Below are 14,102 nucleotides of genomic sequence, written 5' to 3' on the forward strand. Positions count from 1 at the left end.
ATATAATTGACTTCGAAACGACTCTCTTTTAGGAAGTATAGGGCAAAGCTTACTTCACTTCTGTTTTACTTATCAGGCTACTCGATAAAATCTATAAAATGAAAATTTTAATCAAAATAGTTTTCTTCATCTCTCTTTGTATAGGAATTGTTTACGCTAGCTTACATCCTCGTTATAACTGGGATATGATTCCCTACATGGCTTGCGTAATTCAAAAAACCACTCCAGACTCCGAGGCTTGTCATGCTGCAACCTATCATTTATTACGGCAAGAATTGGGTGACGAGAGATACAATAAATTCTCTTACAATGAATATACGCTCGCCATGGAAAGCGATCATGAGGCTTTTAGCGAGAATTTACCCTACTACACAATCCGAATTGTATATATCAATATTGTTAATTTTTTCTATCAACTGGGTCTGCCACTTTATTTTTCAACTATTTTACCCTCCTTAGTCAGTGTATTTTTAATTATTCTCACCCTATTCTTTGTATTGAGTAAAGAGCTTAAAAATACTATGATAGCAGCTGCAATATCAATACTCATATTGTTTCTTCCTCCCATCATTCGCATGGCAAGGCTTTCTACTCCCGATAGCTTATCGGCACTGTTTCTAGTAATTATTACTGTGGCTTACCTGTATCGAAGCAATTGGTTTTTAATTCTTCTTTTGATGGCGATTTCGGTTATGACCAGAACCGATAATATAATTTGGTGCTATATACTTTTACTTTTAGAAGCACTCTACTCTTCCGAAAAGAAAAGCAAAGGACTTATGCTTTTATTCATGCTTGCTTTGGCTTTAATTTACTTAATAATAAATCATTTATACTCCAATGGAGGTTGGGAAATTCTTTTCTACAGTGCATTTGTCGAAAGACTAAGTTTCCCTTTGTCGCAAACGCCATCATTAACAATTGGTAATTATATTTGGACCATGTTTACCCGAACTCCAGAATATCTGCCATGGATTTTACTTATTTTCCTTGGATTGTATTATTTGAAAATCAAAAACTTAAAAGTGTTACTCAAGAGTCGTGGAAGCAAAATAGTACTGGTTTGTATCTTGTCCTTCTTTAGTAAGTTTGTGCTGTTTCCATCTTTCGATTCCAGATTCTATTTTGTCTTAATTTTAATGCTAGTACTTGCATTAGCAATAGAGTGGAAGGAACTCATTAAACTCTACATTCCAAAAAATGAAACTCAAAAGTAGGGAACAGTCTGGCTGATTGACCTTTTACTGCTGATATATTCTGCTTGGCTCGTAAGGAGCGACTCTACAAGAATCCGTTTGCAGAAATCGCAGACAAGAACATTCCAATTCCAATGAAACCATTTGTTTATCGAAATATATTTCATTAAAAAGGCTCAACTATTTTATCTCCTTCCACCATTGTGTAAATTGCTGGGTGCTATCATTTAAATTTACTTGTTCTCCAATTTGTGGAGTTAGAATTCGAAATGAGTTTTTTGCCTGGTTTTGAGTTATTTTGTTTAAAGGTTCATCCCAATTGTGGTTTCCCAGGGTAAATTTTCCAGAATGTACAGGAAGTAAAGCCTTTGCTTTTAAGTCGCTGGTAGCCTTTAAAACTTCATGTGGCATCATGTGAATATATTTCCAACTCTTATCGTACTGTCCGTTTTCAAGAATCGCCAAATCGAAGGGGCCGTATTTATTTCCAATTTCAGCAAAGTGAGTATCGTAACCACCATCGCCGCCAATGAATACTTTTGCAGATGGTGTACATAATACAAAGGAAGCCCACAATGTTTGATTTCGTTTAAAGCCTCGACCCGAGAAATGACGGGCTGGTGTAATATGGACAGTAAAATTATTATCAAAAAGTAGGGTTTTATTCCAATCTTCTTCAAAAATGACTGATTTATGAAAACCCCAATGCTCTAAATGCGATCCATTACCGAGAGGACAAATCACCTTTTTAATTTTAGATTGCAGTTGGCCTAGCGTTTTGTAGTCCATATGATCCCAATGATCGTGGGTAATAAAAAGATAATCGATAGTAGGTAGATCATCAGGGTTGTAAATATCGCTGCCTGCAAAGGCTTCTATTGAGAACCATAGGGGAGAAGCGGAACCACTCAGTACCGGATCAACCAGAATTGTTTTTCCGTCTAATTGCATGAAGTAGGAGGAATGTCCCATCCAAACCAGAATATTTTCCGAAGGATCCAGCTTTAATAGATTGGTTTTTTTCGTTGGCAAATTACTTTCTGGTTCTTTTACTTTTTTAAAGAAATACTCCTTGGTCATGGACCAGTAACTTGCATCTTCAGAAAGCATCGAAGTTGGGCTTATGTTCTGAAATTCACCGTTTTTATAATTGGGAGACACTTTTATTATTGAAAGACGATTGCCTGATGCTTGTTTTCCAAACATGGGCATTTGCATAAATAGAATCACTCCTAAGCTAAGAATGAGTAGTGTTGATAGAGTTATAATCATATAGTTTTTCAATTTATTTTTCATTGTTTAAGCGATTCTTTACGGATAAGAAGGTCAACTTGTAAAAGCAGATTAAATTTGCTTTTTGGGATATTGTAATTACATTTGACAAATGTAGTAAAATTGTCATAACGACAAAGAAATAGATTTTTGTATGGATAAAAAGCAAGATATAGTTGTTAGGGCAGCTCAAAAATTATTTTTGAAATATGGCTATACAAAAGTGAATATGGGCGATATTGCAAAGGCTGCAAATATGTCCAGACCCTTGCTGTATACTATGTTTAAAGGGAAAGATGATATTTTTGAGAATGTAATATGGAAAATAGCAAGCGAATTGACTGAAAAAGCTCAGAAGGAAATTGTCGCTTTTGATCATCCTCTGGAAAAATTAGAAAAGCTTTTGCAGATATGGGTGCTGGATATGTTTGAGGAGTTGAGTAAGTCGGAAGAAGCCAAAGAACTTTACGAATGCAGCTATGGTTTTGTGCAGGAAACAATGAACAAGGTGAATGACTTGTTTTTAACAGATATTGAAAATGTCTTGCAACAGTTTCCAAAAGAAAGTTTGAATGGAGGGCTAAACCCAAAGGAATTAGCGGCTATCTTTCTGGCTTCTATTGTGGGATTTAAGAAAACTTCTGAAAATGTAAAAGACTTGAAAAGTAAAATTCAACTTTTAACAAGAGCAACAATAAATCCCTAAATAGAATAGGTAGAATTTATTGTTTCTGTATTTAATTTACTGGAGGATTGCATGTTTGTAATATCAGTGTAAAAAAACGAAATTCGATCCCATCGGGATCGAATTTTTTTCGCTATGCTTCAGACGTGTGAATCTTACAGAAATTATTTTGTATTTTCTTTGTCCACATTTTTAATGAATTCGATAAGACCTTTAAAATAAATTTCAGTATCATCGTACATGGCTAAATGACTGCCATTTTGACAGTTTAAATATTGGCCATTTTGAACTTCAGATGCAATCCATTTCATATGTTTCGGATCCATGGTGTCGTAATTGCCACCAATGCTTAGGGTAGGAACACTTATTTTTGAAAGTTCTGATGTAATGTCCCAATTTTTTAACTTTGCATCTCCAGCAACTCCAAACTCACTAGGACCTTGCATGGTGGTATACAAGTCTGCATTTACATTTGCAAAAGCCCGAATTACCGGATTTGGCCATTCATCCAAAGGCATTCTCAAAACATGTTCTGGGTAATAGTAAGTATAGATTAACTCTGAATATCTTGGGTTTGCATAGTCTCCTTTTGCCTCTAAATCTCTAATCTCATTCAAAACATTTGTGGGTAACTGTGGACCTAATACATCATTTGCATATTTTATGTATTCAGGAATGGAAGCCATCATGTTCGAGATAATAAGGCCTTTAAGGTTCTTTTGATATTTTAATGCATACTCCATGCATAATATTCCTCCCCACGATTGACCAAGTAGGTAGAAGTTATCGGCGTTTAAGCCAAGAGCTTTTCGAACTTGTTCAACTTCATCAACATATCGGTCAACGCTCCAAAGAGTACTGTCGTTGGGTTGATCGCTATAGGCAGATTCCAATTGGTCGTAGTAATAATATTCAATTTCAGCATTTGGAAAATAGGAATCAAAAACTTCGAAATACTCATGAGTGGCACCCGGTCCTCCATGAAGCAATAATACTTTCATTGTGGGATTGTTTCCAGTTCGTTTGGTCCAAACTTTAAACTCTCCGGCAGATGTTTGTATGGGAATCATCTTTACGCCACCACTTAATTTATCATCACAATTAGAATAATCTAAGTAGCTGACTTTTTTGTCTTCTAAACTCGTTTTTTGTTGATTTGTTTGGCATCCTTGTAGGATAACAAAGGCAAAAGTAAGGAATAGTAGATTTTTCATAGTTCTGGTTTATGTGCCTATAGTAGTGTTTAGATCTTGAATGTACTCATCTTTTTATTTTGGAGCAAAAAAATCATAATAAATGATAGTTTCTTACTTTGGAAAGTAATATGGCAAGTAGTTTTGATTGTATCTTAGGACTTAATTGCTGTCTCAATTTTGTTCTTTTTGCTGAAGTTTTTGTAATTGTGTGGATGAAATTACTCTTGATAGTTGATTGTACTTTTATCAAATAAAAGTTTGATTAATCATATTTAATGACACTTTTATCCATTGTTAATAAAAATTATTATGAAGACAATTGTGTTTTAATTGAATTTAAAGAAAGTACAGTAATGGATGAAGAAGGAGGTACATAGGAGTTATTTTTTTAATACTGCTTTGAAAAATTGAATTGAATCATTCAATTTAAGATTAAGCGTATTGTAAAAGTCTATAGGTAAATGGATATTGTATTAGTACAGGATGGAATGTTGAATTGATGTGTTAAATAAGTTAAAACGATGTAGATTTATTTTTCTTTTGTTTAAATCGATTGCATGGTAAAAGACCAAAAAATAATATGTTAATAGAATTGAAAAATTGGGAAATATTCTTGAAAAAATATTGTAAAAATGCGGATTTGAGCGTTTATTTTATAAATAAAAGTGATAACTTTATTCGCAAAGGGAAAATGTTTATTATGATAAGACACCTATTTTAACCCAATATAACCCAATAACAAAACAACCAAAAAAAGTTTGAGTATGGACTACCTTAAGTTTGACAAAGCTCAATTGGTGAATACAGAATATTCTTTAAAGAAAGAATATATTCGAACCAATCGGGCGGGCTCTTTTGCCAGTTCCACTATTATTAATTGCAATACCCGAAAGTACCATGGGCTTTTAATATGTCCCATTGAAAATTTTTTGGGAGAAAATTATGTGCTCTTGTCTTCGCTCGACGAAACGATTGTACAACATGATTCTCCATTTAATTTGGGGATTCATAAATTTCCCGGAGAGTACAGTCCGAAAGGGCATAAATATGTCCGCGAATACAATATGGATCCAACTCCTTCCATTACTTATAGGGTAGGTGGTGTGGTATTAAAAAAAGAGTCTCTTTTGGTAGAGAAAGAACAACGAGTATTGGTACGTTACACCTTATTGGAGGCAAATTCTCCCACAATGCTCCGCTTGCAACCTTTTTTAGCATTCAGAAACATTCATTCCTTAACCAAGGCGAATATGGATGCGAACACAAGATCAGAGTCGGTTGATCATGGAATTAAAATTTGCATGTATCCAGGGTTCCCTTATTTACACATGCAAACTTCAAACACTTCTGAGTTTGTTCATGTTCCCGACTGGTATTATGATGTCGAATATAAAGAGGAGAAAAAAAGAGGTTATGAGTGTCATGAAGATCTTTTTGTTCCTGGTTATTTTGAGATGGAGTTTAAAAAGGGAGAAGCTATTGTTTTTTCGGCAGGAACAAAAGAGGCTGATTCGAAAAAACTCCTTAAGCAGTTCACAAAGGAATTAAATAAGAGGGTGAGACAAGATAGTTTTGATCATTGTTTGGAAAATTCGGCTCTTCAGTTTTTTTCAAAAAATGGACGAGGAACTGGTATTATAAATGGTTTCCCCTGGTTTAGTCTTAGCGAAAGAAATACTTATTTATCCTTGCCAGGATTAGCCTTAGCTCGTGGCGATGAAAAAATGTTTTTAGAGGTTTTTAAAACTTCATTTTCGAAGATTTGCGATCGCTTTTCTCCCGATTCTGCTATTAACGGAAGGCGCTATTCAGTGGATGTTCCCTTATGGTCGTTTTGGTGTCTGCAAAAATATGTAGAATCAGGTGCTGATAAAACGAAACTCTGGAAAAATTATGGAGAGAAACTAAAACAGATTCTGCTCTACTATAAGAATGGTTCAAATCTTCCTATAATAATGAAGGATAATGGTATGCTTTGGATTGAGCGAAAAGGCGTTACCTGGATGAATATTCAAAAGAATGGAGAGTTTGTAAATCGACGCATGGGATATGTTGTTGAAATTAATGCCCTTTGGTACAATGCAATTTGTTTTACTTTAGAGATGGCTAATGAATCGGGTGATAAACATTTTATTTCAGAATGGGATAAGGTGCCAGAATTGTTAAAACAATCATTTTTGGAAACTTTTTGGGAAGAAGATAAAGGATATTTATCTGATTATGTGGATGAAACTCATAAAAGTTGGGCCATTCGACCCAATCAGCTTTTTGCAGTATCTCTTCCTTATTCTTGTCTTTCGGCAATTCAGAAGAAGGCTGTGTTGGACGTCATTGAAAAGGATTTGGTAACAAGGAGAGGTTTACGGACTTTATCACCTAATCATCATGAATACATAGGTGTTTATAATGGGGATGAGGAAAAGCGAAAACAGGCCTTTCATTATGGTTCGGTTTTTCCTTGGCTTTTCGGACATTATGCCGAGGCTTACCTTAAATTACATAAGTCTGGAGGTGAAAGTACGATTCGAAGATTTTTATATGGATTTGAAGAAACCTTATCAGAGCATGGTTTGGGAACTATTTCTGAAATTTTTGATGGAAATCCTCCACACCAACCAAACGAAGCTACTTCCTATGCTTTAAGTGTTGCTGAAATTATTAGAGTCAATAAAATGTTGAATAAGTCACCTTTAAAATAGCCGATATAATGAAAGTACTAATGTTTGGGTGGGAATTTCCACCTCATATTTCTGGAGGATTAGGAACTGCTTGTTATGGATTAACCAGAGGATTGGCTCAGATAAACGATTTAGATATTGTTTTTGTAGTTCCTAAAGCGCATGGTGATGAGGATCAAAGTAAAATGAAATTGGTTGGTGCTAATGGAATTACCATTAAGCAGGTTCAAACTTCGGTCGAAAAATTCAAAAGTCAGCATACCTATTTGGAAGTCGAATCTCAGTTGATTCCTTATAACGATCCTGAGGAGTATTACTCGTTTTCGAGTGAGGAATTATGTGGAAAAAACAAGTTTTTTAAGGTGGATAAGCAAGGAAAACTTGAATTTAGCGGTAAGTACGGCACAAATTTAATTGAAGAAATCTATAAATATGCCTATGTAGCATCTACAATTAGTGGTAAATACGAACATGATGTGATTCATGCGCACGACTGGCTTTGTTATCCTGCAGGAATTGCTGCGAAGGAAGTATCGGGAAAGCCTCTGGTGATTCATGTTCATGCTACAGATTTTGATCGAAGTGGTGGAAATGTCAATCCAAAGGTTTTCGAAATTGAAAAAATGGGAATGGATGCTGCTGATAAAATTATTGCAGTTAGTAACTTAACTCGTAATATTGTTATTGAAAAGTACGGGCAGGATCCTAAAAAGGTATATACTGTTTATAATGCTGTAGAGCCTGTTTCCCTTGCTGAGAAGATTAAAATAAAAAAAGGAGTGAAAGAAAAAGTGGTTACTTTCTTGGGAAGGATAACCATGCAGAAAGGACCAGAATATTTTGTGGAAGCTGCCTATCAGGTTCTGAAACGAACTAACAATGTACGTTTTGTAATGGCAGGAAATGGAGATATGCTCGAGAAAATGGTGGACCGAGCTGCTCAATTGGGAATCAGTGATAAATTTCATTTTACTGGCTTCCTAAAAGGAGATGATGTTTTTAAAATGTTCCTTTTAAGTGATGTATACGTAATGCCATCGGTTTCTGAACCATTTGGGATTTCACCACTAGAAGCTATGCAATCCAATGTTCCGGTTATTATATCAAAGCAATCCGGAGTATCGGAAATCTTAACTCATGCCGTAAAAGTCGATTATTGGGATATTGATGCCATGGCCGATGCTATTTACGGGATCATAAAATACGATGCTCTTTCTGGAGTTTTTAAAGAGGAAGGCAAGGAAGAAGTAGATAATTTGAAATGGGCAAAGGCTGCAATTCATGTTCATGATGTTTATACTTCGGCAATCAAATCATTTGTTCCATTATCTAAAAAGCAATAATATGAAATCACTTTGTTTATATTTTCAAGTTCATCAACCTTTACGTTTAAGAAGATATCGATTTTTTGATATTGGGAATGATCATTACTATTATGATGATTATTCCAATGAGTCAATTATGCGGAAAATTTCAGATGAATGTTATCTCCCGACCAATAAAATCATTCTCGAATTGCTAAAAAAACACAAAGGAAAATTCAAAATATCTTTTTCCATTACTGGTATTGCTTTGGAACAGTTTCAGCTTTATGCTCCCGAGGTAATTGACAGTTTTAACGCCTTGGCAAAAACAGGAGATGTTGAGTTTTTGGCTGAGACTTATTCGCACTCATTAGCTTCACTTATTAACCCCAATGAGTTTGAGCAACAAGTAAAAGAGCATAGCGATAAAATAGAAGATTTATTTGGGCTTCGTCCAACTGTATTTCGCAATACAGAAATGATATATTCAGATAAAATTGGCGAACAAATTGCAAAAATGGGATACAAGGCTGTTCTTACCGAGGGAGCTAAACACATATTAGGATGGAAAAGTCCTAACTATTTGTATTGCAATGCCATTAATCCCAAACTGAAAATTCTAATGCGCAATTACAAATTGAGTGATGATATTTCATTTCGATTTTCTTCCAAAGGATGGAAGGAGTGGCCATTAACATGCTCTAAATTTGTTGATTGGTTGAATGATTTGGATGAAAAAGAAGATGTCGTAAATCTATTTATGGATTATGAAACTTTTGGAGAACATCAGAAAAAAGATTCTGGAATTTTTGAATTTCTATCTCATCTTCCACATGAAGTTTTGAGCCGTTCGAAGTATAAATTCGCAACACCTTCTGAACTAGCCACTCAATATCAACCCATAGCCAAGGCTCTTGTTGCTAATGAAATATCATGGGCAGATGAAGAACGTGATTTATCGGCCTGGCTAGGAAATAAATTACAGAAGGAAGCTTTTGAAAAGCTATATGCTTTGCGCGATGATGTTTTGGATATTCAGGATGCTCACATCAATGCTGATTGGAAATATTTGCAAGCGAGTGATCATTTCTATTATATGTGTACTAAGTTTTTTAGCGATGGCGATGTGCATTCCTATTTCAATCCTTATAATTCTCCCTATGATGCATTCATTAACTACATGAATATTCTGAGCGATTTTCAGATTCGCGTGAAGGAGCTAAAAGAGGGAGGATCCAATAATCTGGTAGATCTGCAACATCAGCTTTCCGAAAAGGATGAACTGATTGATAAATACGAAAAAGAATTGAGGGATCTTAAAAGTCAAGCTATCTAAGTAACAGAATATAAAATAGACCATTCACTCAAGGAGCTGTAAAGTATTCCTTATAAAAATACTACTACCAGCTTGTTTTAGCAATAAATATGTTTATTGTTATATAATACATCTTCGGGAAAAAGATGAATACCTTTACTGTACATATTAATTATATAATAGTATGAATAATAAAAAAATAACTCCAGATTTTATATTTGAAGTTAGTTGGGAAGTTTGCAATAAGGTTGGGGGAATTCATACCGTGATTTCAACTAAAGCCTTGTCTTTACAATCTCAGTTTGGCGATCAAATTATTTATATCGGACCCGATTTTAATAAGCAAGAATATCGCGAAAGAGAATTTCACGAGGATCTGAATTTGTTTTCCGATTGGCGAAAACAGGCAAAGTCCGAAGGCTTGTCTGTGCGGATTGGCCGTTGGAAGATTCCGGGTAATCCAATCGTATTTCTGGTCGATTTTGCTAGTTTGCTGCCTAAAAAAAGCTTTGTTTATACAAAACTTTGGGAAGTGTACGGTTTAGAATCTTTATACGGACATGGTGATTACGATGAGGCTGCTATGTTTGGTTATGCAAGTGGAAAAGTTATCGAAAGTTTTGCTCGTGCAAACAAGTACTTAGAATCAAAACTTGTTGCTCAGTTTCATGAATGGATGACTGGATCTGGTCTTTTGTATTTGGAAGATCAGCTACCTGAAATTTCAACTATTTTTACAACACACGCAACCATGTTGGGACGTGTATTGGCTAGCAATAATGAAAATTTATACGATAATTTACCATTTTTCAATGCTATTGAAAAGCCACGTCAATACAATGTAACGGCTAAGTGTTCTATGGAAAAATGTGCTGCAAAAGCGGCCAATTGCCTTTCGACAGTAAGTGAGATAACAGCTCGGGAATGCAAGCAATTTCACAAACGAGATGTAGATGTTATCTTGCCCAATGGTTTCGAAGATGATTTTGTTCCAAACACTAAAGATTTGGAAAAAGGGGCAGTAGAAGCTAAAAAAGCATTTAAAAAAGTAGCAGAATCAATGTTTGGGTATGAGCTTAAACCGAATACCATGTTTATAGGTACAGGTGGACGCTATGAATATACCAATAAGGGACTCGATGTGTTTCTGGAATCTTTGGATCAACTGAATAAAAATAAATATTTGGATCGGGATATTGTTGCTTTCTTTTTAATTCCCGGTGATCAGCGTGGTATTCGAAAAGATTTGGAGGAGAATTTAGCAAATTATCCTGAAAAGAAAGCTTTGACAAATCCATTTTCAACTCATCTGTTGGGTGATGTTGATAACGATCATATCCTGAAAAAAATTAATGAATTAGGATTCGAAAATGGTCAAAGTGAACGGGTTAAGGTAATTTTTGTGCCCACCTATTTAGATGGGAAAGATGGCATATTTAATAAAACCTACTATCAACTTTTAATGGGGTTTGATGTATCTGTTTTTCCATCCTATTACGAACCTTGGGGTTATACTCCAATGGAAAGTGTAGCCTTCAGCGTCCCTACAATAACAACCTCTTTGGCTGGTTTTGGTCAGTGGGTGAGAATGATTGGGGAAGCAGATAAAGGGGGTGTGGAAATCGTAGATCGAAATGATTCGAACCGAAAAGAAGTAGTTGAGAAAATTGCGGCTTATCTTTTAAAATTCACAACCAAATCTGCCGATAAAGTTCTAAAGTGTAGAGAAAACGCCAGAAAAATTGCCAATAGGGCATTGTGGAAAAATTTTATATCAAATTATGATCAGGCCTACGAATTAGCAATTAAAAAGAACATGGAACAGGAAAATGATATGGAGGAGGCTGTAGCAAAAGAGCTCTATCTTGATGTAGCAAAAAGTAATGAGCTACATTGGCGAAAATTAATTATAGAAACGAACCTCCCTAAAGAATTAGTTGGCTTAGAGGAATTATCGAAAAACTTATGGTGGTGCTGGAATTATAAAGCAGTAGATTTGTATGAATCGATTGATCCTAAGTTATGGCAAGATTGCAATAAGAACCCAATTTTATTGTTAAAGCAAGTTTCAAGTTCAAGAATGAAAAGTCTTGCTCTTGATAAAACTTTTATGAATAATTACAGCGATGTAATTAAGGAGTTTAAGTCTTATATGGCAGAAAAGCCGGCCGAAGGTCAACCTAAAATCGCATACTTCAGTATGGAGTATGGTTTAAATAACAACCTGAAAATATATTCTGGTGGACTAGGAATTCTGGCAGGAGATTATTTAAAAGAAGCCAGTGATTCAAATGTTGATATGGTAGCCATTGGTTTTATGTATCGGTTTGGATATTTTACTCAACGATTGTCTATAAATGGGGAGCAATTAGTAGAATTGGATGAACAGCGCTTTTCTCAACTGCCAATTAGTCAGGTGCGAGATAGTTCAGGTGTCGTAAAGCGCATATCATTTTCTTTAGAAGGAAGAACGGTTAGTGCAAAAATCTGGAGGGTTGAAGTAGGACGAATTTCTCTTTATTTGTTAGATACAGAAACACAAATGAATGAAGAGCAGGATCGATCTTTAACTCATCAATTGTACGGTGGCGATTGGGATAATAGGATTAAGCAGGAAATTCTTTTGGGAATGGGTGGAATTAAAGCATTGGATGTTTTGGATATTGAACCAGATTTATATCATTGCAACGAAGGTCATGCTGCCCTAATTAATGTAGAACGTTTGATTAATCTGATTACCGAAGGCCATCCTTACGAAGAGGCTTTGGAAATTGTTAGAGCTACCTCTCTTTTTACAACTCATACGCCAGTTCCTGCAGGTCACGATACCTTTTCGCCTGATATGATAAAACATTATTTATCCTATGTGCCAGGAAAATTAAAATTGGATTGGGATCAATTTTTAGCTTTGGGTAGGGCAAACCCATTGGATGAGAATGAGAAATTTTCAATGAGTAATTTGGCTGCTAATACTTCGGTTGCCATGAATGGTGTGAGTAAATTACATGGGCAAATTTCGCAGGAAATGTTCAATAATCTTTATCAGGGATATTTTCCAGAAGAGTTACACATCGGTTATGTTACAAATGGGGTTCATTATCCTAGCTGGACTGCCGAAGAGTGGAGGATTCTTCACGAAAAAGAATTTAAGAAAGGATTTTTGAACGATTTATCGAACAAAGATTATTGGAGTAAAATATACGATGTGCCTGATGAAAAAATATGGGACATTAAAAATATCTTACGTAAAAAATTAATCGATTTTGCAAAAGTTCGTTTCCAGCACAATTGGATAAAAAGATATGAGGATCCTCGTTCATTGGTTGAAATTTTGGAATCTATTGATGAGAATGCACTAACCATTGGTTTTGCCCGACGATTCGCTACTTATAAGCGAGCTCATCTGTTGTTTAGTGATTTAGGGCGTTTGTCACGTATTCTAAATAACCCAGAAAAACCAGTGCAATTTATTTTTGCAGGTAAAGCTCATCCTGCCGATAAGGCCGGACAGGATTTAATTAAATTAATTGTTGAAGTTTCTCGTCGTCCAGAATTTGAAGGAAAGATTTTGTTCCTGGAAAATTACGATATGGAATTGGGACAAAAATTAGTGAAAGGGGTTGATATTTGGATGAATACACCAACTCGTCCTTTGGAGGCTTCCGGAACATCAGGAGAAAAAGCTGCAATGAATGGAGTGCTTAATTTTAGTGTACTTGACGGATGGTGGCTCGAAGGCTATCGGGAAGGTGCAGGATGGGCATTGTCTGATGGTAGAACCTATGATAACCAAGCATTTCAGGATGAATTGGATGCTCAGACTATTTATTCGATGTTTGAGAATGAAATTATACCTCTTTACTATAAGCGGGATGAAAATAACATTCCTGTGGGGTGGATACAGTACATAAAAAAATGTATTGCCGAAATTGCTCCTGAGTACACTACTAAACGTATGATGGACGATTATAAGGATAGGTTTTATAGTAAAATGTATCAACGTGTTCTGAAAATAAGGGAGGACAATTACGAAACGATACAGGAAGTTGTAAGATGGAAACAAAAAATTCTGGCTTCCTGGGATAAAATTGAGGTTGTGGCTGTGGATGCTCCAAGTACACCTAAACACAAATATTTGTCTGATGAAAATTATCATGTAGAGGTAGCATTGGATTTAAAAGATTTGATTGACGAGAATATCTGTGTGGAATTGGTTTTACGTGCAACATTGGATGCACAAAAACCGGGTCCTATTCGTACCGTGCCATTACTACTCGATCGAAAGGTAGATTCTCTTGCTTTTTATCATTTGGATTTGGTTTTAAATGATCCAGGGATATTCGATTTTGGATTAAGAATGTTTGCATGTAATGAAAACCTTCCTCATCGACAGGATTTTAATTACGTGAAATGGATTTAAAATTATCATGACAAAAAAATAGGCTGCTTTAGATTA

At 35.3% G+C, this 14,102-nt stretch carries 8 protein-coding genes; 6 read left to right on the forward strand and 2 right to left on the reverse strand.

Features of this window, described 5'->3' with window-relative positions; all coding sequences use genetic code 11:
- Positions 1 to 98 precede the first annotated feature (98 nt).
- Entirely contained in the window at positions 99 to 1,217 is a 1,119-nt protein-coding gene (locus ABYT26_RS03540; RefSeq protein ID WP_372751517.1) for a hypothetical protein, read from the forward strand.
- A gap of 159 nt (positions 1,218 to 1,376) precedes the next feature.
- On the opposite strand, the gene ABYT26_RS03545 is transcribed toward ABYT26_RS03540, so the two are convergent.
- A complete protein-coding gene (locus ABYT26_RS03545; RefSeq protein WP_372751518.1) occupies positions 1,377 to 2,492 on the reverse strand; it encodes an MBL fold metallo-hydrolase in 1,116 nt (371 codons plus the stop codon).
- A 130-nt stretch (positions 2,493 to 2,622) separates the two neighbouring features.
- On the opposite strand from ABYT26_RS03545, the gene ABYT26_RS03550 reads away from it, so the two are divergent.
- Positions 2,623 to 3,174, forward strand: coding sequence for a TetR/AcrR family transcriptional regulator (locus ABYT26_RS03550; RefSeq protein ID WP_372751519.1), 552 nt, complete (start codon positions 2,623 to 2,625; stop codon positions 3,172 to 3,174).
- Between the two features lie 143 nt (positions 3,175 to 3,317).
- Here the strand turns inward: ABYT26_RS03550 and ABYT26_RS03555 are convergent, their stop codons facing one another.
- Positions 3,318 to 4,367, reverse strand: a complete 1,050-nt coding sequence (locus ABYT26_RS03555; protein ID WP_372751520.1) for a proline iminopeptidase-family hydrolase — start codon at positions 4,365 to 4,367, stop codon at positions 3,318 to 3,320.
- Between the two features lie 746 nt (positions 4,368 to 5,113).
- On the opposite strand from ABYT26_RS03555, the gene ABYT26_RS03560 reads away from it, so the two are divergent.
- From ABYT26_RS03560 to glgP, 4 genes are all read left to right on the forward strand, one after another.
- Positions 5,114 to 7,048 (forward strand): glycogen debranching enzyme N-terminal domain-containing protein, encoded by a 1,935-nt coding sequence (locus ABYT26_RS03560; protein ID WP_372751521.1) that lies wholly within the window; start codon positions 5,114 to 5,116, stop codon positions 7,046 to 7,048.
- Between the two features lie 8 nt (positions 7,049 to 7,056).
- Positions 7,057 to 8,370 (forward strand): glycosyltransferase, encoded by a 1,314-nt coding sequence (locus ABYT26_RS03565; protein ID WP_372751522.1) that lies wholly within the window; start codon positions 7,057 to 7,059, stop codon positions 8,368 to 8,370.
- Between the two features lies 1 nt (position 8,371).
- Positions 8,372 to 9,667 carry a glycoside hydrolase family 57 protein gene (locus ABYT26_RS03570; protein WP_372751523.1) on the forward strand — a complete coding sequence of 432 codons (1,296 nt, stop codon included), beginning with the start codon at positions 8,372 to 8,374 and terminating at the stop codon, positions 9,665 to 9,667.
- A gap of 163 nt (positions 9,668 to 9,830) precedes the next feature.
- Positions 9,831 to 14,066 carry an alpha-glucan family phosphorylase gene (glgP, locus tag ABYT26_RS03575; protein WP_372751524.1) on the forward strand — a complete coding sequence of 1,412 codons (4,236 nt, stop codon included), beginning with the start codon at positions 9,831 to 9,833 and terminating at the stop codon, positions 14,064 to 14,066.
- The last annotated feature ends 36 nt before the right edge of the window (positions 14,067 to 14,102 follow it).

Source organism: Labilibaculum sp., from assembly GCF_041595635.1.
Classification (GTDB): Bacteria; Bacteroidota; Bacteroidia; order Bacteroidales; family Marinifilaceae; genus Labilibaculum.